At 70.5% G+C, this 24,035-nt stretch carries 25 protein-coding genes; 13 read left to right on the plus strand and 12 right to left on the minus strand.

Translation table 11 applies throughout. From position 1 onward, the window contains the following. The coding region (locus ACFWP5_RS43175; RefSeq protein ID WP_384170083.1) for a serine/threonine-protein kinase at positions 1–1,182 on the minus strand (1,182 nt) is incomplete at its 3' end. 204 nt (positions 1,183–1,386) lie between these two features. Beyond that, complete coding sequence (locus ACFWP5_RS43180) at positions 1,387–2,901, minus strand: IucA/IucC family protein (RefSeq protein WP_384170086.1); 1,515 nt, start codon at positions 2,899–2,901, stop codon at positions 1,387–1,389. Positions 2,902–2,938: 37 nt separating this feature from the next. Here ACFWP5_RS43180 and ACFWP5_RS43185 point away from each other — a divergent pair, with 37 nt between their 5' ends. The 3 genes from ACFWP5_RS43185 to ACFWP5_RS43195 are packed head-to-tail and all read left to right on the plus strand — an operon-like array spanning position 2,939 to position 6,621. Continuing rightward, positions 2,939–4,537 (plus strand): IucA/IucC family protein, encoded by a 1,599-nt coding sequence (locus tag ACFWP5_RS43185; protein WP_384170088.1) that lies wholly within the window; start codon positions 2,939–2,941, stop codon positions 4,535–4,537. 9 nt (positions 4,538–4,546) lie between these two features. After that, positions 4,547–5,812 carry a VWA domain-containing protein gene (locus ACFWP5_RS43190; RefSeq protein ID WP_384170090.1) on the plus strand — a complete coding sequence of 422 codons (1,266 nt, stop codon included), beginning with the start codon at positions 4,547–4,549 and terminating at the stop codon, positions 5,810–5,812. Next, complete coding sequence (locus ACFWP5_RS43195) at positions 5,812–6,621, plus strand: hypothetical protein (protein ID WP_384170092.1); 810 nt, start codon at positions 5,812–5,814, stop codon at positions 6,619–6,621. The genes ACFWP5_RS43190 and ACFWP5_RS43195 overlap by 1 nt, the downstream gene beginning before the upstream one ends. A 62-nt stretch (positions 6,622–6,683) precedes the next feature. On the opposite strand, the gene ACFWP5_RS43200 is transcribed toward ACFWP5_RS43195, so the two are convergent. Then, positions 6,684–7,313 carry a winged helix-turn-helix transcriptional regulator gene (locus ACFWP5_RS43200; RefSeq protein WP_384170094.1) on the minus strand — a complete coding sequence of 210 codons (630 nt, stop codon included), beginning with the start codon at positions 7,311–7,313 and terminating at the stop codon, positions 6,684–6,686. Between the two features lie 88 nt (positions 7,314–7,401). Between ACFWP5_RS43200 and ACFWP5_RS43205 the strand changes: the two genes are divergently transcribed. From ACFWP5_RS43205 to ACFWP5_RS43225, 5 genes are all read left to right on the plus strand, one after another. Beyond that, a complete protein-coding gene (locus ACFWP5_RS43205; RefSeq protein ID WP_019061942.1) occupies positions 7,402–8,610 on the plus strand; it encodes a pyridoxal phosphate-dependent aminotransferase in 1,209 nt (402 codons plus the stop codon). A gap of 48 nt (positions 8,611–8,658) precedes the next feature. Beyond that, positions 8,659–9,192 (plus strand): HAD domain-containing protein, encoded by a 534-nt coding sequence (locus ACFWP5_RS43210; protein ID WP_384170097.1) that lies wholly within the window; start codon positions 8,659–8,661, stop codon positions 9,190–9,192. 3 nt (positions 9,193–9,195) lie between these two features. Next, a complete protein-coding gene (locus tag ACFWP5_RS43215; protein ID WP_384170099.1) occupies positions 9,196–9,795 on the plus strand; it encodes a histidine phosphatase family protein in 600 nt (199 codons plus the stop codon). 60 nt (positions 9,796–9,855) lie between these two features. Further along, positions 9,856–10,485 (plus strand): hypothetical protein, encoded by a 630-nt coding sequence (locus ACFWP5_RS43220; RefSeq protein WP_384170101.1) that lies wholly within the window; start codon positions 9,856–9,858, stop codon positions 10,483–10,485. A gap of 75 nt (positions 10,486–10,560) precedes the next feature. Beyond that, complete coding sequence (locus tag ACFWP5_RS43225) at positions 10,561–10,983, plus strand: acyl-CoA thioesterase (protein ID WP_384170103.1); 423 nt, start codon at positions 10,561–10,563, stop codon at positions 10,981–10,983. A 25-nt stretch (positions 10,984–11,008) separates the two neighbouring features. On the opposite strand, the gene ACFWP5_RS43230 is transcribed toward ACFWP5_RS43225, so the two are convergent. Continuing rightward, complete coding sequence (locus tag ACFWP5_RS43230; protein WP_384170106.1) at positions 11,009–11,407, minus strand: winged helix-turn-helix transcriptional regulator; 399 nt, start codon at positions 11,405–11,407, stop codon at positions 11,009–11,011. Positions 11,408–11,509: 102 nt separating this feature from the next. Here ACFWP5_RS43230 and ACFWP5_RS43235 point away from each other — a divergent pair, with 102 nt between their 5' ends. Continuing rightward, on the plus strand, positions 11,510–12,976 hold the full coding sequence (locus tag ACFWP5_RS43235; protein WP_384170108.1) for an MFS transporter: 1,467 nt from the start codon (positions 11,510–11,512) through the stop codon (positions 12,974–12,976). A gap of 27 nt (positions 12,977–13,003) precedes the next feature. Here ACFWP5_RS43235 and ACFWP5_RS43240 read toward each other — a convergent pair whose 3' ends face one another. Beyond that, positions 13,004–13,858, minus strand: coding sequence for an SDR family oxidoreductase (locus ACFWP5_RS43240; protein WP_384170111.1), 855 nt, complete (start codon positions 13,856–13,858; stop codon positions 13,004–13,006). Between the two features lie 96 nt (positions 13,859–13,954). Between ACFWP5_RS43240 and ACFWP5_RS43245 the strand changes: the two genes are divergently transcribed. Then, positions 13,955–14,758: a helix-turn-helix domain-containing protein gene (locus ACFWP5_RS43245; protein WP_384170113.1), complete on the plus strand. Its 804-nt coding sequence runs from the start codon at positions 13,955–13,957 to the stop codon at positions 14,756–14,758. Positions 14,759–15,299: 541 nt separating this feature from the next. Further along, positions 15,300–16,118, plus strand: coding sequence for a chitosanase (locus ACFWP5_RS43250; protein ID WP_384170135.1), 819 nt, complete (start codon positions 15,300–15,302; stop codon positions 16,116–16,118). Here ACFWP5_RS43250 and ACFWP5_RS43255 read toward each other — a convergent pair. The 7 genes from ACFWP5_RS43255 to ACFWP5_RS43285 all read right to left on the minus strand — a co-directional run bounded on the left by ACFWP5_RS43255 (position 16,103) and on the right by ACFWP5_RS43285 (position 22,051). Continuing rightward, on the minus strand, positions 16,103–17,479 hold the full coding sequence (locus ACFWP5_RS43255) for a nucleobase:cation symporter-2 family protein (protein WP_384170115.1): 1,377 nt from the start codon (positions 17,477–17,479) through the stop codon (positions 16,103–16,105). The genes ACFWP5_RS43250 and ACFWP5_RS43255 overlap by 16 nt on opposite strands. A 225-nt stretch (positions 17,480–17,704) precedes the next feature. Then, positions 17,705–19,084, minus strand: coding sequence for an 8-oxoguanine deaminase (locus ACFWP5_RS43260; protein ID WP_384170117.1), 1,380 nt, complete (start codon positions 19,082–19,084; stop codon positions 17,705–17,707). A gap of 134 nt (positions 19,085–19,218) precedes the next feature. Beyond that, entirely contained in the window at positions 19,219–20,142 is a 924-nt protein-coding gene (gene pucL / locus ACFWP5_RS43265) for a factor-independent urate hydroxylase (protein ID WP_384170119.1), read from the minus strand. 5 nt (positions 20,143–20,147) lie between these two features. Further along, on the minus strand, positions 20,148–20,546 hold the full coding sequence (uraH, locus tag ACFWP5_RS43270) for a hydroxyisourate hydrolase (protein ID WP_384170121.1): 399 nt from the start codon (positions 20,544–20,546) through the stop codon (positions 20,148–20,150). Continuing rightward, positions 20,543–21,061: a 2-oxo-4-hydroxy-4-carboxy-5-ureidoimidazoline decarboxylase gene (gene uraD / locus ACFWP5_RS43275; RefSeq protein WP_384170124.1), complete on the minus strand. Its 519-nt coding sequence runs from the start codon at positions 21,059–21,061 to the stop codon at positions 20,543–20,545. The genes uraH and uraD overlap by 4 nt, the downstream gene beginning before the upstream one ends. Before the next feature lie 373 nt (positions 21,062–21,434). Then, complete coding sequence (locus ACFWP5_RS43280; RefSeq protein WP_384170126.1) at positions 21,435–21,803, minus strand: helix-turn-helix domain-containing protein; 369 nt, start codon at positions 21,801–21,803, stop codon at positions 21,435–21,437. Further along, entirely contained in the window at positions 21,800–22,051 is a 252-nt protein-coding gene (locus ACFWP5_RS43285; RefSeq protein ID WP_384170128.1) for a thiamine-binding protein, read from the minus strand. Before ACFWP5_RS43285 ends, ACFWP5_RS43280 begins: the two co-directional genes overlap by 4 nt. Before the next feature lie 147 nt (positions 22,052–22,198). Between ACFWP5_RS43285 and ACFWP5_RS43290 the strand changes: the two genes are divergently transcribed. Then, entirely contained in the window at positions 22,199–23,047 is an 849-nt protein-coding gene (locus tag ACFWP5_RS43290; RefSeq protein ID WP_384170131.1) for a TIM barrel protein, read from the plus strand. A 42-nt stretch (positions 23,048–23,089) separates the two neighbouring features. Beyond that, on the plus strand, positions 23,090–23,980 hold the full coding sequence (locus ACFWP5_RS43295; protein ID WP_384170133.1) for a 2-hydroxy-3-oxopropionate reductase: 891 nt from the start codon (positions 23,090–23,092) through the stop codon (positions 23,978–23,980). Positions 23,981–24,035 lie beyond the last annotated feature (55 nt).

A 24,035-nucleotide genomic window follows, 5' to 3' on the forward strand; every position in this document is an offset into this window, starting at 1 on the left:
GTCAACCGGCCCCTCGTCGACCACCGGCGGGGAACCCGAACCTTCACCGACCACCGACGGGAGCGCCGGACCCGCATCAGCCACCGGCGGGAACCCCGAACCTCCATCAATCACCGGCGGAAAACCCGAACCGTCACCACCCCCCGGCGGGCCACCCACCCCCTCACCGCCCCCCGGCGAAGCCGACATCGCGGTACGCGGATCGGTGGGCGCGGCCGGCCGGAGATCCGTGGCTGCGGCCACCGGGCGGTCAGCGGGCTCGGCCGGCGGGCGATCCGCGGGCCCGGCCGGCACCCGATCCGCCGCCGCGAAATACGCCGCCGGCTCCTGGCTCCGTACGAGCGCGGTCGCCTCGGCGGGCAGCCACGCGTCCGACGGGTACTGGACCGTCAGTTGGTCGAGGAACTCCGTCGGGCTGGGGCGATCCCGCGGGTCCTTGGCCAGGCAGGCCGCGACCAGTGGGCGCAACCGGCCGGGAACGTCCGTGAGTTCGGGCTGTTCGTGGACGACGCGGTAGGGCCAGGCGGCCGCCACCCCGTCGCCGAAGGGAGCGCGGCCCGCCGCCTGGCCGAGCACCACGCCCAGGGCGAACATGTCCACCGCGGGAGTGAGCGCGCCCCCGGTGAGCTGCTCAGGCGCGAGAAAGCCGAGGGTGCCGATCTGGAACCCGGTCTGGGTGAGGGCCGTACCGTCGAGGGCGCGCGCGATGCCGAAGTCGATGACCCGGGGGCCGTCCTCCGCGACGATAATGTTGGCGGGTTTCAGGTCGCGGTGGATGACCCCGGCCTGGTGGATGGCCGCCAGCGCCTCGGCGAGGCCGGCTGCCAGCACGGTGAGGGTGTCCGCGGGAAGGGGGCCGACCCGGTCGAGGACGGCCTGCAGCGTGGGTCCGGGGACGTAGGCCGTCACCAGCCAGGCCGGGTCGCCCTGCGGGTCCGCGTCCACGACCGGCGCGGTGTGGAAGCCGCCGACGCGTCGGGCCGCGGCCACCTCGTCGGCGAACCTGCGCCGGAAGCCCGGTTCCGTGCTCAGCTCGGGCCGTACGACCTTGACGGCCACCGCCCGGCCCGACCTCGACCGGCCGAAGTAGACGACACCCATCCCGCCCTGGCCGAGCCGTCCGACCAGCCGGTATCTGCCCTCCCCGACAGAGGCGGGATCACCCGCTTGGAGCGGTTTCATGACTCCCCCATCTCGCCTCTCCGGCAGGGCAGTTGGAACTCATCGGCCCCGGCCCCCCGTCCCCGTCGAGCGGTGGTATTCAGCCGCGAGGCTCCCCCATACCGGCCATCAGTCTAGGTGCTCCGCTCATGACGTCACCGGGTCCGGAACGGTTCCCTTCCGGCCCGCCCTTCACTCGCAACGGTGCTCCTCCGGGCCACCCGTTCACCTCGCCAGCGGATTCCGCAACGGCAGGTAACGCGCGTCCGCGCCATCCGCCCCGGTCCAGCGCAGCAGCAGATTCGTCTTGCCGGGCAGGGTGGGCGAGGCGAGGAGTTCGGTGACCTCGGGGAGGTCGTGGCGGGCGAGTTCGGCGCGAACCAAAGGCCAGGGGTCCAGCTTCGGGTGGTGCTCGGCGAGGGCTCCGGCGATCTCGACGAGGTTGTTGACGACCAGGCAGTACACCAGCCGTTCCCACCCGGCGGCCCGGTCGACGTCCGTCAGCAGCTTGACGCCCTCCGCGTCCCGGTACAGCGCCTGCACGGGCGTTCCGTCCGCGTCGACGGCGACCAGCGTGTTCTGCAGATGCGCTTCGAGTACGACGCCGTGGTCGGCGAACGCCGTCAGCGCGGGCGGTACGACCTGGCACAGATACGCCTCCCACCAGGCCGCCGGGTCGGCCGTACCGTCGAGCGGGCTGCCCTCGAAGCCCTCCACCAGGCCCGCGGCGAGGAGCGGGGTCGTGCCGGGCAGGAGGTGGTCGCGCAGGCCGTCGCGGACCAGGACGGCGAGTTCCTCGAAGGCGAAGTCGGCGGTGCGGTAGCCGCGGTCGCTCAGCCAGGCCGCCGGGCCGCCCATCGCGGCGAAGGCCTCACGGACGGCCGTATCCGTGCGGTGAAGTTTCAGCAGGTCGTGGCGCCACAGCCGGCGTACGTCGTTGGTGATGCGCACATCGAGGCTGAACTTGAGAAACAGGTCTCCCCCGCGTTCCGCAGCCCCGGGGCTGTACACCGTGCGGATCGCCGCCGTCGGCCAGACCGAGGTCGCCGTCGTGCCGAGCCGGATCAGCCGACCGTCCGCGAAGGCGTCCGCGAGGCCGGTGCCGACGAGGTCCAGTTGCCAGGGGTGCGCGGGCAGCAGCCGGTAGCCGGGCGGGGCCTCGCCGAGGGCGTCCAGGGCCGAGACGTCGCCCTCCTCCACGACCGCGTCCTCGCGCAGCCCGAGCAGCACCAGCGGGAAACGGGCGTACGCCTCCGGGGCGTACGGCAGCCAGCCCGCGACGGGGCCGCCGCCGCGCGCCTTGGGCGCGGGATGGTAGGGATGGCCGGTGATCAAGGACTGTTCGGAGCGGAGATACGGGTCGTCCGGCGCCGTCGCCCGGTCGCGGGCGCTGAGCAGCGCGGCGACCACGTCACGGCTGTCGGTCATCTCGGCGGGCAGCTCGTGGTTGGACACCCCGGTGTGCCGGCGCAGTTCGTCGGCGACGAGTTTCACGAGTTCGGTGTGGCCCACGGGCTGCCAGTCGCCGTCCGCGTACACCTCGGGTTCGGCGGGCCGCCGCTCGCCGCGCACCCGCAGCAGCCGGCCGGTCCCCGGCAGCCGGTACGCCCGTCGCTCTCCCGGGTCCGGGAGCGGCCGGGCCACCTCCCGCAGCAGACAGTTGAGCAGGGGCGCGGCCGCGTACGCGTCGGCGCGCTCCGTCACGTCGTCGCCCGGGGGTGTGAAGTCGACGGGATCCATTCGTTCCCTAAGTCCGTGTCATGCGATCGCGATCAGTATGTCTCTCGTCGCGCGGTGTCCCGCCGCCAAGTCTCTCGTCGTCACCGATCATGACGCCCCGTCCGCACCCGAGGAGTCGACCGTGGACCGTCCCCAGCTTCCCGAGGCCGAGGTCGCCGAGGAACTCGCCGCCGTACGTCCCGACCTCGTACAACGGTACGCGGCCGAACTGCCCGGCGCTCGTGCGGCGGTACTCACCCGACTGTGGCGAGCGCTCGCCTATGAGCCGCTCCCGTGGATCGTCGGCCGGGCGCCGGGCCCCGTCCTGCGGCTCTCCGACGGGCGGGCGCTGCGGGGGCCGCGCGCCGATCCCTACGCGACCGACGCCTACGTCACCGTCGTCCACCTCGATGACATCGCCTACGACGATCCGGCGCGGCTGATGACCGACCTCACGGTGCCGCACGGGACCGGGTTCGCGGCCGAACTCGGGCACAGCGTCGCCTCGTTGGCACTGTCCCGGGCCAACCAGCCCGCCTCATCGGAGGATTGGCCGGCGCGCGACTGGGAGTGGGAGCAGCGGATCGTCGACGGGCACCCCTTCCACCCCAACTGCCGCTCCCGGCCCGGGTTCTCGGTGGCCGAGCAGCTCGCGTACGGCCCCGAGCACCGGCCTGTGGTGGCCCTGGGGTCGGTGCCGGTGGGGGCGGAGGAGTGTCTGGTGACGGGGGTGTGGCCGGGCGAAATGCGGGACGGGGGGCGGCTGTTGATCCCGGCGCACCCGTGGCAGGCGGCGCATGTGCTGAAGCGGACGGGGGAGGGTCCGGTCGACGCGCATCCGCTGATGTCCCTGCGGACCCTGGCCCTGTCGGACGGGCCGCACGTCAAGACCGCGCTGAGTGCTCGGCTGACCTCCTCGGTGCGGGACATCTCGGTCTACTCGATCGGCCTGTCGGCGACGTTGTCGGCGTTCGGGGAGACACTGGCGGCGCGCTCGGACGGCCTGTTGCACGTCACCCGCACGCTGGGCGCGGTCACCGCCAACTCCCCGGATCTCGCGGCCGTGTTGCGTGAGTCACCGCAGACGTACGCGGACACGGAAGCTGGCGAGCGGGTTCTGCCGGTGGCCGCCCTCGCGGTCACCGACCTGCCCCGATCGCCCGCCTGGCTGGCCGAGTTCACGCGTCTCGCCCTCGTCGTCTGTCTGCGACTGCTGGAGTCCGGTGTGGCCCTTGAGGCCCACGGTCAGAACCTGCTGGTGGTGCTGGACCGGACGGGTGCCCCTCTGCGCCTGGTCTACCGCGATCTCGCCGACATCCGCGTCAGCCCCAAGCGCCTTGCCGAGCAAGGGCTTCCAGTACCCGAACTGAGCGGACGCATCGTCACCGACGACGAACTCACCCTGCGGCGCAAGCTGTTCGGATCCCTGGTGGCAGGTGCGCTCGCGAGTACGGCGGGTTCCGGTACGGCGCTCAGGGCGGCGCTGGCGGCCGTCGTACCGGATCTGCCGCGTACGCCGGACCTGCGCACGCTGCTCGAACAGCCGCTGCCGAGCAAGGCGTTGACGCTTATGCGGCTTTCGCCGGAGCTGCCCGGAGACCAGTGGACCGGGCTGCCCAACCCGCTCGTTTTGGAGCCCGGTCCATCTGATCAATAGGATCCGGCGATGATCACAAGACAACGGCTGGCGGCGGGGATCTGTGCCCTGCTCGCCACCCTCACGGCCGGGGTCGCCTTCCCGGCCGGAGCGGTCGCCGACGAGACGGACTCCGCGGCCTCCCCCAAGGTCGAACTCGTGCTGGACGTCAGCGGTTCCATGAGCGCCAAGGACATGGACGGCGGCTCGCGCATGGCAGCGGCGAAGCAGGCGTTCAACGAGGTGCTCGACGCGACACCCGAGGAAGTGCAGCTCGGCATCCGCACGTTGGGCGCCAACTACCACGGTAACGACCGGAAGACGGGCTGCAAGGACACCGCGCAGCTGTACCCGGTGGGCACCCTGAACCGCACCGAGGCCAAGACCGCGGTCGCGACGCTCACGCCCACCGGCTGGACGCCCATCGGTCCGGCGCTGCTGAAGGCGGCGGACGACCTGAACGGCGGTGACGGCACCCGCCGTATCGTCCTGATCAGCGACGGCGAGGACACCTGCCAGCCGCTGGACCCGTGCGAGGTGGCCCGCGAGATCGCGGCCAAGGGCATCGGCCTGACCATCGACACGCTGGGTCTGGTGCCGGACGCCAAGACCCGCGACCAGCTCAGCTGCATCGCGGACGCGACCGGCGGGACGTACACCTCCGTGCAGCACAAGGAGGAACTCTCCGACCGTGTGGGCCAGTTGGTGGACCGCGCCGCCGACCCGGTGGTGACCCCGGTCGCCACCGAAGGCACCGCGCAGTGCACCAGCGCCCCGACCCTCAAGTCCGGTCTGTACACGGACCGCGAGGAGTTCGGCAAGCATCGCTTCTACCGCGTGGACGTCAACCCCGGTCAGGAGCTGCGCGCTTCGGTGAGCGTGGGGGCGGACCGTGAAGTGAACCCGGACTTCGGGGTGTTGCTGCGGGCGGTCACCGTGCACGGCCGCGAGATCGTGCGCGGCGAGGGCACGGGCAACGGCCGTACGGACGTCGTCTCCACCGGACTGCGCTATCCGAAGGCGGAGAGCGACGACGACAACGCCCCGGCCGAGACCGTGTGTCTGCAGGTCACCAACTCCTTCTCGGCGGCCTCCGGGGTGAAGACCACCCCCGGTCTGCCCCTCGAACTCACCGTGGACGTCGTGGACGGGTCCAGCAAGGCGAGCGACGTGGCCTCCTTCGGCCTCGGCCGCGGCTGGTGGCTCCTCGGCGCACTCGTGCTGACCGGCTTCGTCGCCGGTCTGCTGTGGGGCTGGGTGTCACGCTGGCGCCTCGCGGTCTGGAGGACCAACTGATGCGGATCACACGCGTGTTGAGCACGGCCCTGCTGATGGCGGGACTGGCGGCGGGCCCCGCGGTGGCGGACTCCTCACCGTCCGCGAGCCCCTCCGACGACAGCTCGGCACCCACCCAGGCCGGCACCTCCTTCCGTACGGCGACGGAGCTCGACCAGGACCGGCAGGCCACCGCGAGCGGCTCCACGGGCGACTACCTGTACTGGTCGTTCGCCGCGGACGCCGGCCAACGCCCCACCGTCAAGGCGACGGTGAAGCTGCCGGACACCCACGCGGGCGAGACCTGGCAGCTCGACGTCTACGACGGACTGCGGCGCCGTCAGGCCTGTCAGTACGGGGCCGCGACGCGCACCGCCGCGCAGGACTCGGCCTCCCTGGACCTGGCGTGCACGCTGCGTACCGTCCGTGCCTGGTCGGAGACCTGGGCCAACGACCCGCTGCCGGGCACGTACTACGTCCGGCTGACGGTCGTGGATCTCCCGTCCTCGGACCTGGGCCTCCCGGTGAGCACCGAGGTGCGGGTGGACTCCAAGGACATCGGCGGTTCGGCGGCGGTGGACGGTTCGCTGGCACAGCCGCTGACACCGGGGATCGCGGTGAAGTCGGCGTCCGATGAGGACAGTTCGTCGTCGACTTCGGCGGCACTGTCGAGCATCGAGCCCGATGGCGGCTGGTCCTCCGGTTGGTGGTCCGACCGCTGGGTGTGGACCGGTGTGGGCGGCGTACTGGCCGCGCTCGCGGGGATCGGCGGGTATGCGCTGACCCGGGGATCGGGGCGGCCGAGGCGGGTTCCACCGCCCGGCATGTAACTTTGTGACAGATCATCAGAAGGCCCGCTCATGGCGGGCCTTCTGCCGTCTCAGGTCTCGGCTCAGGCCTCCCGCAACGCCTTCGCGAGCGTGCCGTCGCCGGTCACCTCGACGCGCCCGGCGCGCACCGCGCCGGGAAGGCTCAACTCCCCCTGCGCGACGGCCGTACACGTGTCGACGTCGAGCACGAGACGGGCGTCGGGCTCCCGGGGAGCGGGCCCTTCTCCATAGACCGCCCCGTCCCGCTCCACCCCCGCGTACACATGGAACTCCCCTTCCTCCAGCCGGACTTCGACCAGCCCCTCACCCTCCAGCGCCCGCAGCAACGGCAGCGCGAACCAGTGCGCGCGTACCGCGTCCGTGGGCCGTCGCTCCCCCAGCTCGGGCGCGCCCCACGCACCGAGGGCCTGGAGGACGGGCAGCAACTCCCGCCCCCGACCGGTGAGTTCGTAGACGTAGACCGCTCCGGGAGGCGGCAGCCGCCGCCGGGTGGTGAGCCCGTCCCTCTCCATGTCCTTCAGCCGTGAGGCGAGTACGTCCGTGCTGACACCCGGCAGATCGGCGTGCAGGTCCGTGTAGCGGCGCGGGCCGGCGAGGAGTTCGCGGACGATCAGCAGGGTCCAGCGGTCGCCGACGAGGTCGAGCGCCCGGGCCGCGGAACAGTACTGGTCGTAGCTTCGGCGAGGTGACATGCGACGCAGTCTAGACATGTTGTTGGACTTTCCAAGCTCGAACTTGGTAAAACCAAGCAACACACGAACCCGATGGGGCGAGGGCGCAATGGAGTTCCGGCAGTCGAGCAAGCTCAGCGAGGTCTGTTACGAGATCCGCGGTCCGGTGATCGAGCACGCGAACGCACTGGAGGAGGCAGGCCACAGCGTCCTGCGGCTGAACACCGGCAACCCCGCGCTCTTCGGCTTCGAGGCGCCCGAGGAGATCATCCAGGACATGATCCGGATGCTCCCCCAGGCCCACGGCTACACGGACTCCCGCGGCATCCTCTCGGCCCGCCGCGCGGTCGCCCAGCGCTACCAGACCCTGGGCCTGGAGGTGGACGTAGACGACGTGTTCCTCGGCAACGGCGTCTCCGAGCTGGTCTCCATGGCCGTACAGGCACTGCTGGAGGACGGCGACGAAATCCTCATCCCCGCCCCGGACTTCCCGCTCTGGACGGCGGTGACGACCCTCAGCGGCGGCAAGGCGGTGCACTACCTCTGCGACGAACAGGCCGACTGGTACCCGGACCTGGACGACATGGCGGCGAAGATCACCGACCGCACCAAGGCCGTCGTCATCATCAACCCGAACAACCCCACCGGCGCCGTCTACCCCAAGGAGATCATCGAGGGCATCCTCGACCTCGCCCGCCGCCACGGCCTGATGGTCTTCGCCGACGAGATCTACGACCAGATCCTCTACGACGACGCCGTGCACCACTCGGCCGCCGCGCTCGCCCCCGACCTGGTCGTCCTCACCTTCTGCGGGCTGTCGAAGACGTACCGGGTGGCCGGCTTCCGCTCGGGCTGGCTGGTGGTCACGGGCCCGAAGCAGCACGCCAAGAACTACCTGGAGGGCCTGACGATGCTGGCCTCCATGCGACTGTGCCCCAACGCGCCCGCGCAGTACGCCATCCAGGCCGCGCTCGGCGGTCGCCAGTCCATCCGCGACCTGACCGTCCCCGGCGGCCGACTGCACGAACAGCGCAACGTGGTGTGGGAAAAACTGAACGAGATCCCCGGGGTGTCCTGCGTGAAGCCGAAGGGCGCGCTGTACGCGTTCCCCCGGCTCGACCCCAAGGTGCACAAGATCCACGACGACGAGAAGTTCGTCCTGGACCTGCTGCTCCGGGAGAAGATCCAGGTGGTCCAGGGCACGGGCTTCAACTGGCCGACCCCCGACCACTTCCGCATCCTCACGCTGCCGTACGCGGACGACCTGGAGGCGGCGATCGGCCGGATCGGGCGCTTCTTGGGCGGGTATCGGCAGTAGCAGCCGATCAGACAGCTACGGGCGCTCCGCCCCGGGTAACTCCACCGCATGACCGACCGCCCCCTGCTGCTCCTCGACGTCGACGGTCCCCTCAACCCGTACGGCGCCGCGTTCCTGCGCCACCGCGGCTATGTCACCCACCGGCTCTGGCCGACGAACTGGTCGGCCCGGCAGCCGCCCGGCTCCCGGCGACTGCGGCGCGGGCTGCGGGTCCGCCTGCACCCGGGGCACGGCAGGCGAATACTGGCGCTGCCGTACGAGCCCGCCTGGGCCACCACCTGGATGCACCAGGCCAACGAGCTGATCGCGCCGGCGGTCGGGCTCCCCGGCGACCTGCCGGTGATCGAGTTCACCCACCTGTTCGCCAAGGCCCCGGACGGCCTCTACTGGAAGACCCGGCAGATCGTGACCTGGGCGGCCGGCCGCCCCTTCGTCTGGGTCGACGACCTGATCACCGACCTGGACGTACGGCATGTCGAGGCGCACCACGACGGGCCGGCGCTGCTGCTCCGGGTGGACCCGCGCAGGGGTCTGCGCGGGAGCGATTTCGCGACGTTGGAGCAGTGGGCCCATAGCCTGTGAGGTATGGGCGATCTTTTCCTCGTACGGCACGGAGAGACCGAATGGTCCCGGTCGGGGCGGCACACCGGCTGGACCGATGTCCCGCTGACCGCGAAGGGGCGGGACGAGGCGCACGGTCTGGTGCCGCTGATCCGCTCGCACCGGGTCGGCGCCGCGTTCGCCAGCCCCTTGCAGCGGGCCCGCGAGACCGCCGAGCTGATCGGACTGACGGACGTACGGATCGATGTGGATCTGCGCGAGTGGGACTACGGCGGCTACGAGGGCATCACCACCGTCGAGATCCAGCGCACCCGGCCGGACTGGTTCCTGTTCACCGACGGGGTCGCGCCCGGACCGCCGGACCATCCCGGGGAGAGCCCGGAGCAGGTGGGGCAGCGCGCCGACCGTGTGCTGGCCAAGGTGGACGCGGCCCTCGCCAACACCGAGGGCGTGGTGGTCCTGGTGGCACACGGCCATTTCCTACGGGTGCTCACCGCGCGGTGGCTCGGACTGCCGCCGTCGAAGGGCGCGTTGTTCCAGCTCGCGACCGGGACGCTGTGCCGGCTGAGCACGGAGCACGGGCGGCCGGTCATCGCCGCCTGGAATGTCAGACCCCCGTCGTAACCTTCGAACAGGACGCGTGGGGGGCGTCCCAACAGACCGCAGGACGGGAAGGAGCACGCCGTGACACGACCGCCGACCGCCGCGCAGCGGCGTGTCATCGACGCCGCCGATCCCGTCACCGGACGGCTGCGGGGTACGGAGGCGCAGCTGACCGCGCTGGTGAAACGGGGGCTGGCGTTCCGGCACCCGCGACCGCCGCACGCCCACTTTCTGACTCCGGCGGGGCATCGAATACGGGAGTCCGCGCCGGAAGTCGACGAGCCCGTCGTGGAAGTCCCCACGAATGCCGGGGTGTTCGCGGCTCGTATCGGGGGCGAGGAGACGACAGCCGCCACCGGTCCGGCTCGCACCCGCGAAGTGAACAGCGCCTGGCAGGGGTTGCTGGAGCTGCGCCGGATGACGAATCCGGACGGTTCCGTGGAGCGGCCGTGCGGCTGGGAGCGGACCCATCTGGTGCAGGCCGCCGCGCTGGCTCTGGAGGCGGCCGGACTCCGGCCCGCCGGAGGGGACTTGGAGGGCTACCGAGTACGTACGACCCCGCAGCCGGAGGCCGTCGCCGTGCGCGACCCGGACGGGGAGACGCTGCGCGCCTGCGCGGGCACGCTGGAGCGGGCGGGCTGGCAGGTGAGCGAGCACAAGGAGCCGCGGACAGGGGCGAGTTATCTCCTTGCCTCGCCGCGACGGACGTGAACGGACCTGACCGGACCTGAAAGGCATGCCAAGATCGGTTGGGCAGATCGTCCGTCAGTGCGAGAAGGGAACGCAGTGAGCGAGCCGTTTTCCGTCCCGGTGACCGTCCGCGGATACGAGACCGACAGCCTGGGACACCTCAACCAGAGCGTGTATCTGCAGTACTCCGAGCATGCCCGCTGGGCCCTGCTGGAGGCTGCGGGAGTGGGCCAGGCCGAGTTGCTCGCCCAGGGGATCGGGCCGGTCGTCCTGAAGACGACCATCCGCTATCTCCGCGAACTGCGCGCCGGCGAGGACGTCGAGGTGAGCTGCGCCTTCGAGTGGGGCGAGGGCAAGACGTTCCGGGTCCTGCAGACGATCGCCAAGGCGGACGGCACGGTCTCCGCCGAGGTCGCGTCGGTCGGCGGACTGCTGGACCTCGAAAAGCGCAAGCTCGTCGCGCAACCGCGGGAGTTCTTCAAGAAGTTGACCACGGATCCGGCCCTGTTCGGGATCTGAACCGGGGCTACCAGGGCTGCCCGGACTACCGGGACCGCTCCGGCCCGCGCTCGGTGTCGTAGGCCGCACGGGACTCCGCGATGTAGACGCGGTTGCGCTCCGCCCAGTCCGTCAGCCGTAGCAGGGTTTCGTGCAACTCCCGGGCCACCGGGGTGAGTTCGTACTCGACCTTCGGTGGCACCGTCGGGTGCACGGTGCGGGTGACGAGTCCGTCGCGCTCCAGGTTGCGCAGGGTGAGGGTCAGCATGCGGCGGCTGATGCCCTCGATGCTGCGCTCCAACTCGGTGAAGCGGATGGGTCCGTGGGCCGCCGCGACCAGGATCTGCACGCTCCATTTGCCGGAGACCCTGTCAAGAACTTCGCGGACCGGACAGGCGTGCGCGTTCACGACCTGCGCGGTAACACCGGTGTTCCCCTGGGACATCGAAGTGCCTCCTTACGACGACCTCCATGGTTCCTGACGATGTACCCCGTTACAAGTCGTGCACCTATGGTTCCTATGGATATTCACGGAGGTCAGGCCGCCATGACGGCACTCACCGAGTCCGAGTCGAAGACAACACGGTCGCGCCCGGCGCCCCGGACGTACTCCCGCTGGGCGTCCCTCGTCGTCCTGTGCGCGGGGACGTTGATGACGATCCTGGACGGCAACATCGTCACCGTCGCCATGCCCGCGATCCAGAACGACCTCGGTTTCTCGGGGCCGGGGCTCGCCTGGGTCGTCAACGCGTATCTGATCCCGTTCGGCGGACTGCTCCTCCTCGTCGGCCGGTTGGGCGATCTGGTGGGCCGCAAGCGGATGTTCGCGGCGGGGCTCGCCGTGTTCACCGCGGCCTCCGTCCTGTGCGGGGTCGCGACGAGCCAGGGGATGCTGATCGCCGCCCGGGCCGTGCAGGGTGTCGGCGGGGCGATGGCCTCGGCGGTGGTCCTCGGGATGCTGGTCGCGCTCTTCCCCGAACCCCGCGAACAGGCCCGCGCCATCGCGCTGTTCAGCGCGGTCGGCGCCGGGGGCGGGGCACTCGGCACCTTCCTCGGCGGGGCGCTGACCCAGGCCCTGAACTGGCACTGGATTTTCCTCATCAACCTCCCGATCGGGATCGTGGCATGGCTCGCGGCCGTCCGCGTCCTCGCCCCGGAACAGGGCGCCGGACTCGGCAAAGGCGCCGACTACCCCGGAGCCGCGCTGGTCACCGGCGCGCTGATGCTCACGGTGTACGTCATCGTCGGCACCGGCGACCGCCCCCTCACCGCCACCCTGTTGCTGGCCGCCCTCGCCCTGGCCCTCTTCGTCGCCTTCACCGTCCGCCAGGCCCGGGCCGCCCGCCCGCTGCTCCGCCTACGACTGTTCCGCTCCCGGCTCCTGACCGGGGCGAACGCCGTGCAGATCCTGATGATCGGCACGATGTTCGGCTTCCAGTTCGTCGGTGCGCTGTACGTCCAACGGGTGCTCGGCTACAGCGAGTTGCTCACCGGGACGGCCTTCCTTCCGGCGCCGGTCGCGATCGGGGTCCTGATGCTGGGCCTGTCGGCACGGACCATCGGCCGCTTCGGCGCCTACCGGGTTCTGCTGGCCGGGCTGGTCCTCATCATCGCCGGAATGGCGCTGCTCGGCCGTGCCCCCGCCGACGGCTCCTACGTCACGGACGTACTGCCGCCGCTGCTCCTGCTGGCCGCCGGGTTCGCCGCCGCGATGCCCGCGCTGACCGGGCTCGCCATGTCGGGGGCGCGGGAGGAGGACGCGGGACTGGCCTCCGGGCTCTTCAACACGACCCAGGTGGTGGGCGGTTCACTGGGGCTGGCGGTGCTGTCGACACTGGCGGCGGGCCGGACCGACGGACTGCTCACCCGGGGTGGGGAGTTGATCCCGGCGACTGCGGAGGGGTACCAACTGGCCTTCCGGGCTGGCGCGTTGATCGCGGTGGCCGCCCTGGTGCTGGCGTCGGTGGTCCTGAGGTCGGGCAAGGAGCGGAGGCAGGGGCTGGGGCAGGTCTGACGCGCCCGCCTCCGCTCAGGTCACCGGTCAGCCCTCCCCGAACGCACCCTTGTGGTCCTGGGCCCACTCCCGGTAACTCCGCGCCGGGCGGCCCAGAACCTCCCGTACGTCACCGGTCACGACCTCGTTGCCGCCCTCCCGGACGAACCCCCTGCTGATCTCGGAGGCATCGATGAACGTGTCGCTGAAGCCCAGCCCGAGCAGATACTCGCGCGCCTCGGCCGAGGACAGGCCGCGCACCGCGACCGGACGCCCGAGGATCTCGGCGAGGACGGCGGCCTGGGCCGGGACGCTGAGCACCTCGGGGCCGGTGAGGGTGTACGTCCGTCCCGAGTGGCCCGGGTCGAGGAGGGCGGCCGCCGCCACCTCGGACACATCGCGCGGATCGACGACCCCCTGGCCGCCGTCGCCGCTCGTGTTCGGTATCGGGCTGCCCGCACGTACGGATGCCGCCCAGCCCAGCGTGTTCGAGGCGAAGGCCGAGGGGCGCAGGATCGTCCACTCCAACCCGCTGTCCCGCACGGCCTGTTCACCGGGTACGTGCCAGGTGCCGACCGGCCCGACGGCGGGGTCGCCGGCGCCGATTCCGGAGAGCTTCACGATGCGGCGTACGCCCGCCGCCCGTGCCGCCTCGACGAGAGCCCGGTCGTGCGCGGAGTCGTCCGGCCCGAACACCCCTACGAGGAAAGCGACTTCGACGCCGGTCATCGCCGTCTCCACCGAGGCCGGGTCGGCGTGGTGGCCCAGCGCCGTCTCAACTCCCGTCGGGACATGGGCCTTTGCGGGGTCCCGGGTCAGGGCGCGCACCTTCTCGCCGCGCGCCGCGAGCTGTCGTACGACTTCACTGCCGATGGTGCCCGTGGCACCCGTCACTAGGATCATGGCCACCACAGTGGGCGGGGAAGCGGCCTTGGTTCTAGGAGATTCCGGCACGTTCGGGGACGGTGTGCGGCCCGGCTGCGCGCTTACCGTGGAGGGGTGACGAACGCCCTGTCCCAGTGGGCCGTGCCCGTGCCCGACGAACTGCGCCCCTGGATCGCGCGCGTCGGCGCGCTGCGGATCGACGCCGTGCCGAAGGAGCCGTTCGTCCATCTCCCGGACGCGGACACGAAAGTGGTCGTGCGGGTCGAGGGGAACGGCCGGCGCAGCGTCCTTGTCGTCGGGCCGCGCGTCCGGGCCACGTACCACGCGGGCAAGCCCCTCGTGTCCTGTGTGGAGGTACGGCTGGCTCCGGGCACCACGCTGCCGCTGCTGGGTGTTCCGGCGGTCGACCTCGTCGGCCGGGCCGTGGTCCTGGGCGACCTGCCCGGCGGGAAGGCCCGCCAACTGGCCGACGAACTGCGGTGGTTGGACGCGGACCCCGAGCGGACGGTGGAGCGGCTCGCGGAGGTGCTCCCCGCGCGGCTCACCGCCGTCGCGGACTCCTCGCGCACCGGCCTCGTGCGGGCCGGCGTCGACGCGATGTCGATCCGCACCGGGCACCTGCCCGGACCGGTGACCGACGTGGCCCGTGAACTCGCCGTCAGCGAGCGGCAGTTGCGCAACCTGTTCGCCGAGGGGGTCGGCCTCTCCCCCAAGCACTACGCCCGTATCAACCGCGTCCGCGCGGTGCTGGCGCACGCCACTGAGCTCTCCTGGGCCCAGCTCGCCACCGTCACCGGCTACTACGACCAGTCCCACATGACCTCCGACTTCCGCACCCTGATGGGTGTCCCGCCCCGGTCGTACTTCACGGGACGGCTACCGGCGGCCATGCCCTGCCAGTCGGTCCGGCGCGGCTGAACACGGATACGCCCGAGTTCCAGATGCGGCCGCCGCCGCCCACCTGCGATGCTCCGATGCCATGGCCGCCCGACGCGTCAAACCCGGCCTCTACATCTCCGTCGACATCGAAGCCGACGGCCCGATCCCGGGGCCATACTCCATGCTGAGCTTCGGCGCGGCCGTCGCCGGTGTCCAGGACGCCGAGGGGTTCACCGGGGCGGATCCGGAGAAGCTGACCTTCTACCGTGAACTGCGGCCGATCAGCAAGGAGTTCGTGCCGGAGGCCCTGGCGGTCAGCGGGCTCGATCGTGACCGGCTCCAACGCGAGGGGGCCGAACCCGCCGTCGCTCTCGCCGAGTTCGGTCTCGACATGCAGACGCTGTACGCGACGAAGGCCCAACTCCCCCTGCGTGCCAGGCCGAGTTGTTCGCCAACCTCATGGCGTGGCCGGGGAATTCACAGCGACCTGCTAACGCCACCCCACGGCTTTCCCAAGTTGACGCGCGAGTCTCGGCTGCCTTTCACAGTTGCCGTGTACCGCGCCCGCCTTGGAGTCGACGTGCCGTTCTTCCGAAGAAAAGCCACCCGCCGCACCCTGCTCGCAGCCCTCGGTACGGCGGCGGTCACGAGCCAGTGGGCGTCCGCCGAGGCCTCGACGGACGGTGCGGCGGGGCTCGACGCGCCCGCGAAGAAGGACATCGCGATGCGGCTGGTGTCGAGCGCGGAGAACTCCTCCCTGGACTGGGAGGCGCAGTACGCGTACATCGAGGACATCGGCGACGGCCGCGGCTACACCGGCGGGATCATCGGCTTCTGCTCCGGTACCAGCGACATGCTCGCCCTCGTCGAGCTGTACACGAAGCGGGCTCCGGGCAATGTCCTCGCCGGCTATCTGCCCGCGCTGCGCGCCGTGGACGGCACCGCCTCGCACAAGGGGCTGGCCCCGGGGTTCCCAGCGGCGTGGCGGAAGGCCGCGCGGACGTCCGCCGCGTTCCGCGAGGCGCAGCGCGACGAGCGGGACCGCGGCTACTTCGACCCGGCCGTGGCGCGTGCCAAGAAGGACGGGGTCGGCACGCTCGGGCAGTTCGTCTACTACGACGCGATGGTGATGCACGGCCCGGGCACGGACCCGGTCTGCTTCGGCGGCATCCGCGCCCGGGCCCGCAAGCACGCGGCCACTCCCACCGAGGGCGGCAACGAGACGACGTATCTCGACGCCTTCCTCGACGCCCGCGTCTGGGCGATGAAGCAGGAGGAGGCGCACAGCGACGTGACCCGGGTCGAGACGGCACAGCGGGTGTTCCTGAAGAAGGGCGACCTCGACCTGGATCCGCCGCTCAAGTGGAAGGTGTACGGGGACAGTTACGAGATCGGCTGACGGGCGAGGGGTACGGCCTCGGTCGTACCCCTGACCTGTTCGCGGGCCCGGCCGAGGTGGTTGAAGACCAGGTTGAGCGCCACCGCGGCGACGCAGCCCGTGGAGATGCCCGAGTCGAGCACGATCCGCACGGTCTGCGGGAAGGCGTGGTAGAAGTCCGGCGCCGTGATCGGGATGATGCCGACGGCCAGCGAGACAGCCACGATCAGGATGTTGTCGTCCCGCTCCAGGCCTGCCTTGACCAGGGTCTGGATGCCGCTCGCGGCGACCGAGCCGAACAGGACGACGCCCGCTCCGCCCAGGACCGGGCGCGGTACGACGGCGATGAGCGACGCGGCCATCGGGCACAGGCCCATCAGCACCAGGAAGCCGCCGCCGGTGGCGACGACGTACCGGCTGCGGATGCGGGTCATGGCGACGAGGCCGATGTTCTGGGCGAAGGCGCTGCACATGAAGCCGTTGAAGAGGGGGCTGAGGGCCGAGCCGAGGGTGTCCGCGCGCAGGCCCGCGGCGATGGTCCGTTCGTCCGCCGGGCGTTCGACGATCTCGCCCAACGCCAGCATGTCCGCGGTGGATTCGGTCATCGAGACCACCATGACCACACACATCGAGATGATCGCGGCGACCTGGAACTGGGGTGCGCCGAAGTGGAACGGGCTCGGGAAGCCGATGACGTCGGCGTCCGCGACCGGGCTGAAGTCCGTTGCCCCGAAGGGGATCGCGAGGAGGGTGCCGATCAACAGGCCGAGCAGGACTGCTATTTGCTTGACGAAGCCCCGGGTGAAGCGGCGGAGGACCAGGACGACGACGAGGGTGGCGGCGGCGAGGCCCAGGTACGTCCGCGAACCGTAGTCGTGTGCCGAGGGGTCGGGTCCCTGTGCCCAGCCGAAGGCAACGGGCAGCAGGGACACGCCTATGAGGGTGATGACGGTGCCGGTGACGACCGGCGGGAAGAAGCGGACGGCCTTGCTGAAGAAGGGCGCGGCGAGGAAGCCTAGGAGGCCGGCGACGATCACCGCGCCGAAGATGACGGGCAGTGCGTCGGCCTTGTCCTTGGTGGAGGCCACGATCGCGGTCATCGGGGCGACTCCGGCGAAGGTGACGCCGTTGACGAACGGCAGCCGGGCGCCGATCTTCCAGATCCCGAGGGTCTGCAGGAAGGTGGCGAGGCCCGCGGTGAAAAGGCAGGCGCCGGTGAGGAAGGTGAGTTCGGTGCCGGAGAGGCCGACGGCCGCGCCGACGATCAGCGGCGGGGCGACGACTCCCGCGTACATGGCGGCCACGTGCTGCAGGCCCGTGGTGGCCATCTTGAGTGCGGGGAGTTTCTCGTCGACTGGATGAACGACGGGGTGGGTGGTCACGGCGGCTCCTCCGGGCGGGTAACACGTCGGCTCTGACGTGGGTTTCAGGAGGTGGTGCGCGGTCGTGCGGGACCGGGACGGAACCCAATGGGCAGGGTGGGTAAGGCCGTTCCGGGGCGCACACCTTCATGCACGCCCCGGCCACGGCCACCGGTCGAGGGCCGTCCCCCTCGACCGGAGTTCTTCAACTGGTCGACCTCGTACGGCGGTTGACGCCGGACCGGGTCAGCCCTGCGCGGCGATCCGCGCCAGTCGTCGGGCTTCCTCCCGCGTGGAACGGGCGATCGCGTCCTCGTCGACGTGCAACAGGCGGTTATCCTCGACGATCTGACGGCCGTTCACGAACGACGCGGTGACCGGGGCCGCCGCGCCGAAGACCAGCGCGGTCACCGGGTCGGCGATCGAGGCGTGGGCCAGCGTGTCCAGCTTCCACAGCACCAGGTCGGCGAGCTTGCCCGGTTCCAGGGAGCCGATCTCGCGTGCGCGGCCCAGGACTTGGGCGCCGCCGTACGTTCCGAGGCGGAGGGCCTGACGGGCGTTGAGGGCCGCTTCGCGGTGGGCGCCGAGACGGTTGATGAGGAGGGCATTGCGCAGCTCGGTGTGGAGTTCACCGGACTCGTTGGACGCGGTGCCGTCGACGCCGAGGCCGACCGGGACGCCGGCGGCGAGCATGTCGGGGACGCGGGCGATACCGGCCGCGAGCCGGGCGTTGGAGGACGGACAGTGGGCGACGCCGGTCTTCGTCCGGGCGAAGGCGGCGATGTCGGAGTCGTTCATGTGGACGCAGTGCGCCATCCACACGTCCTCGCCGAGCCAGCCGGTGGACTCGAAGTAGTCGGTCGGGCCCATGCCGAACAACTCCTTGCAGAACTGCTCCTCCTCGACCGTCTCCGAGCCGTGCGTGTGCAGCCGTACGCCGAGCCGCCGCGCCAACTCGGCGCCCTCACGCATGAGTTCGGTGGAGACGGAGAAGGGCGAGCAGGGCGCGACGGCGACCTGCGTCATCGCGTCGAAGGAGGCGTCGTGGTGCTCCCGTACCGTCGCCTCGGTCGCGGCCAGCGCGCCTTCGAGGGTCTCGACGGCGAAGTCCGGGGGCAGCCCGCCGTCCTTCTCGCTGCGGTCCATGGAGCCGCGGGCCAGGGTGAAGCGGACACCCATCTCGCGGGCGGCGCCGATGATGGCGCCGGAGAGGTCGCCGGAGCCCTCGGGGAAGACATAGTGGTGGTCCAGCGCGGTGGTCACACCGCCGCGGGCCATCATCGCGAGGGAACCCTGCGCGGCGGCGCGGACCATCTGCTCGTCGATGCGCGCCCAGGTCGGGTACAGCGCGACGAGCCAGTCGAAGAGGTTGTGGTCGGTGGCCAGGCCCCGGGTGATCCACTGGTAGAAGTGGTGGTGGGTGTTGACCAGACCCGGTGTCACCAGGTGGCCCGACGCGTCGATGCGGCGTACGACGTTCTCCAGGCCCTCGGGGGCCCGTCCCGCGCCGAGGGACTCGATGCGGTTGCCGGCGACGACGAGGTGACCGGTGGCGTACTCCGTGTCGTCGGCATCGACGGTCGCGATCGAACAGTTCTCGATGACGATGCGCTGAACTGCTGCCATGGTTCGTCCTGTTCACTCTGCGGAATGGGCACGGCAGGACCCCGGGATTTGAGTACCGCGGCCCGCACGGGACGGGCGGGCCACGGGTGCCGCGAGTGAACCGGCCGAAAGGGCGCCGGTCCAGAGGGAGTTGCTCAGAGGTTGGTGAGATCCACCGGGATCTTCGGCTCGCAGCCGTCCCGCAGGACCGTCGCCTCGATCAGGCCGTAGGGCCGGTCGGCGGCGAAGTACACCTCATTGTCGTTCTTCAGCCCGAACGGCTCCAAGTCCACAAGGAAATGGTGCTTGTTGGGGAGGGAGAAGCGGACCTCGTCTATCTCGCTGCGGTTGTCGATGATCCGCGAACCCATTTGATACAGGGTCTGCTGGAGCGACAGCGAGTACGTCTCGGCGAAGGCCTGGAGCATGTGCTTCCTCACCTGCTCGTAGGACTTCTCCCAACTCGGCGTCTTCTGCTCGTCGTCGGACCAGTTGAAGCGCCAGCGGGCGGAGACCTGGGTGGCCAGGATGCGGTCGTAGGCCTCGGGGAGCGTCGTGTACTTGTCCTTGACGTAGCCCCAGAACTCGGAGTTGGTCGAGTTCATCACGACGAGGTCCTTGAGTCCGGAAATGACCTCCCAGGACTCACCGTCGTAGGTGATCTGGGTGACCCGGGTCTCCTGGCCCTTGCGGACGAAGGAGTGCTTGACCTCGTCGGCGCCGATGAACTGGGAGTTGGCGTCCGAGGTGTCGATCCGCTCCCAGGAGTACTCCTCGATGCGGACGCGCGCGGTCTTGATCGGCTCCTGCGAGGTCACGAAGTGCCGGGCGAGGTGGATGCCGAACTGCTCGGCGGACTCGATGCCGTGCTCCTTGGCGAACGCGTACACCGTGTTCTTGGTGGTGTCGGTCGGCAGCACGTTGGCGTTGGAGCCGGAGTAGTGGACCTCGTCCATGTCGCCGCTCAGCGACACGGACACGTTGAGGTCCTTGATGTGATGGGTGGCGCCGTCCCGCGTGATCTTGACGACTCGGTTCTCGGCCTTGCCGTACTGGTTCTGTCCCAGGATCGTGGGCATGTCTGCTAGCTCCCTCGGTAAACGGAGTAGCCGAACGGGTTGAGCAGCAGCGGTACGTGGTAGTGCTCACCGGGCTTCACGGCGAAGGTGATCGCCACCTCGGGAAAGAACACTCCGGTCGCATCGCTGTCCCGATTCGCGGGGGCGTCCTGCTGCGCATCGGCTTGCTTCTTTTCGAAATACGGCTCTACGGCGAAGTCGAGCCGTACGTGTGTGGTGCCCTCCGGCAGCGCGGGGAGGTCCTTGCACCGCCCGTCCGCGTCGGTGGCGGAGCCACCGAGCGGCTGCCACTCTCCCAACGGGCCGCTGCGGGCGTCGAGTTGGACGGCGACGCCCTCGGCGGGGCGGCCGACGCTCGTGTCCAGGATGTGCGTGGACACCGAGGCGGTGGTGCTGGTGCTCATGCTCGGGCTTCCTCTTCGACGATGCGGGCGAGCCGGATGCGGTTGATCTTGCCCAGCTCGGTGCGGACGATCTCGCGTTCCCGCTCCGGCGAGTTGCCGATCCGTTCCTCGACCGCGTCGCGCATCTGCTCGCCGGTCCGGCCGGTGGCGCAGATCAGGAAGACATGGCCGAACTTCTCCTGGTACGACAGGTTGAGGTCGAGCATCTCCGCCCTGAGGTCCTCGGAGGCGCCCGTCATGCCGCGCTGTTCGCGGGCGGAGGTGGGGTCGCCGGGCTTGGGGCGGCCGATCGGCGGGTGACCGGCCATCGCCTCGGCCAGGTCGTCGGCGGTCAGGTCCGCCGTCGCGGAGTCGCTGGCGGCGTACAGGTCCTCGGGGCCGGCGTACGGACGGGCGGCGAGCAGCCGCCGCGCCCACGCCGTGGAGGCACACGCCTCAAGGAGAGCGGCGAACGCGGCGTGCTCCTCCAGGACGTTGAACCGGACGAGCCCCGGCGGCGTGGAAGTCGAAGTCACGGCAGCCTCCGTGGCCTTGTGCTGAACGGGCTGCCCAGTAGCTAACGCCCTGCGAAACACCACGTCAACACTTTGTTGAAAATTCCGGGTAACAAAGCCGCGGGACCCGCCTGGGGGGATGGGCGCCGACGAGCGTGACGGCTTCCGGCGGGCGCCTGCGGGCGGAGTCGCGCCGGCGAGAAGGAGTGGGCTGGACAGCGGCGGCATCGGGCACACCCGAGAGGCCCGGGCGGAACCCGTCACGACGACCAGCGCACCCGCCCGAATCCGGCCCACCGGCCTGCCCAAGCCGCCAACGGGGCCCAGCTCCCCTCGCGCCCGCCCCGACCACGCACCCCAAGGCCCAGCTCAGCCGCCCTTCTCGCAGTTCAGCTCAGGCGTCTTTCTCACGGTTCAGGTAGTTGTACACGGTGAACCGGCTGACCCCGAGGGCGCCCGCCACGGTCTCCACTCCATGTCGTACCGAGAAGGCGCCGCGCGCCTCCAGTATCCGTACGACCTCCTGCTTGGCCTTGCGGTCCAGGTCCGCGAGGGGCTTGCCCTTCTTGCGCTCCATGGCGGCCAGGATGTGGTCCAGCGAGTCCGCGAGCTGCGGCAGGCGTACGGCGACCACGTCGGCGCCCTCCCAGGCGAGCACGACGTCGTCGGGGCCGGCCTCGTCGGGCGGGAGCATCTCGCCGCCCATCGCGTCGACCAGCGGCTTCACGGCCGTGATGAACGGCTCGTCCCCGATGCCGGTCACCGGTCACCCTCGCCGATCACGTTGAGCTGGAGCGAGACCCGGGTGGCGCCGGCCTCCAGGGTCCTGCGCAGCAGCGCGTCGACGGCGGTGAGCACCGCGTCGGTGCCGCCCTCGACCGTGTTGCCGAACGGCCCGACGTCCACGGCGTCCAGCTCCGCCGCCTCGATGACCTCCCGGGCCACCAGCGCATGCTCGGGCGCCTCGTCCAGGTCGAAGGGCTCTGTCGTGAACTCCACTCGCAATCGCACGGGCACAACCTAACGCGCGGTGCCGTTTTCCGCCGAGCCCTCTTGACAAGCTCCGACACCCGACGGCAATCTTCCATTAAGCAGAAACTATATTCCGCAATACGGAATCTGAAGGCAGCACCCGACACGGAAGGGAGCGCGACCCCCATGCCGGCTTTCGAATGGGACACAGGCGCAGACCAGCGCTTCAACGTCAACCTGTCGATCCTCTTCACCGAACTCCCGCTCCTGGAGCGCCCCGCGGCCGCCGCCGCGGCCGGCTTCACCGCGGTCGAGCTGTGGTGGCCCTGGGTCGACTCCCCCACCCCCGAGCAGTCCCGACTCGACTCGCTCAAGCAGGCGTTGGAGGACGCGGGCGTCCAGCTCACCGGCCTGAACTTCTACGCCGGACAGCTCCCCGGCCCGGACCGCGGCGCCCTGTCGCTCCCCGGCGAGGAGTCGGAGAAGTTCCGCGCGAACATCGACGTGGCCGCCGACTTCGCCCACTCACTCGGCGCCACGGCTCTCAACGCGCTCTACGGCAACCGCGTGGCCGGCGTCGACCCGGCCGAGCAGGACGCGCTCGCGCTGGAGAACCTGGTCCTCGCGGCCCGCGCCGCCGACCGGATCGGTGCGGTGCTGCTGATCGAGGCCCTCAACAAGCCCGAGTCGCCGCTGTACCCGCTCGTCAGCGCCCCCGCCGCCGTGGGAGTCGTCGACAAGGTGAACGCCGCGTCCGGTCTCGGCAACGCGCGCTTCCTCATGGACCTCTACCACCTGTCCATGAACGGCGAGGAACTCCCGTCCGTGATCGAGCGGTTCGCGGCGAAGACCGGCCATGTGCAGATCGCGGACAACCCGGGCCGCGGCGCCCCCGGCACCGGCACGCTCCCCCTGGAAGACCTCCTCGACCAGTTGAGGAAGGCCGGTTACGACGGCTGGGTGGGCCTGGAGTACAAGCCCGGCGACCGCCCGAGCGCCGAGGCCTTCGACTGGCTCCCGCGCGACGCGCGCTGAACTCCCCGACATCGCACAGCAGTTGCAGCAAGAGAGGCACCCATGAGCAATCTCCCCAAGATCGCGTGGATAGGCCTCGGCATCATGGGCTCCCCCATGTCCGAGAACCTGATCAAGGCGGGTTACGACGTCACCGGATTCACCCTGGAACAGGACAAGTTGGACCGCCTGACCGCCGCCGGCGGCACCGCGGCCGGTTCCATCGCCGAGGCCGTGCGGGACGCCGACGTGGTGATCACGATGGTGCCCGCGTCCCCCCAGGTCGAGGCCATCGCCTACGGCCCGGACGGCATCCTGGAGAACGCGCGGGCCGGCACCCTGCTGATCGACATGTCGTCGATCACCCCGCAGACCTCGGTCGACCTGGCAAAGGCGGCCGTGGACAAGGGAATTCGGGTCCTGGACGCTCCCGTGTCCGGCGGTGAGGCCGGTGCGGTCGAGGCCGTGCTGTCCATCATGGTCGGCGGCGGACAGTCCGACTTCGAGGAGGCCGAGCCGATCTTCGACGCGCTCGGCCGGACCATCGTGCTGTGCGGTCCGCACGGCTCGGGCCAGACCGTGAAGGCCGCCAACCAGCTGATCGTCGCCGTGAACATCCAGGCGTGCGCGGAGGCCGTGGTCTTCCTGGAGAAGTCGGGCGTGGACCTGGCTGCCGCCCTCGATGTCCTCAACGGCGGGCTCGCGGGGTCCACCGTGCTGACGCGGAAGAAGGACAACTTCCTCAACCGCGACTTCAAGCCGGGCTTCCGGATCGACCTGCACCACAAGGACATGGGCATCGTCACGGACGCGGCCCGCAACGTCGGCGCGGCCCTGCCCGTAGGCGCCGTGGTGGCCCAGTTGGTCGCGTCGCTGCGCGCCCAGGGCGACGGCGGCCTCGACCACTCGGCGCTGCTGCGCGCGGTGGAGCGTCTGTCGGGCGCACAGCTCTGATCCAGGGACCGTAAAAACTTCCGGGCCACGGCGGCGCTGACATCTGTCCCTGTCT

Origin of the sequence: Streptomyces sp. NPDC058469 (genome assembly GCF_042721125.1) — a bacterium.
Taxonomy (GTDB): Bacteria; Actinomycetota; Actinomycetes; order Streptomycetales; family Streptomycetaceae; genus Streptomyces.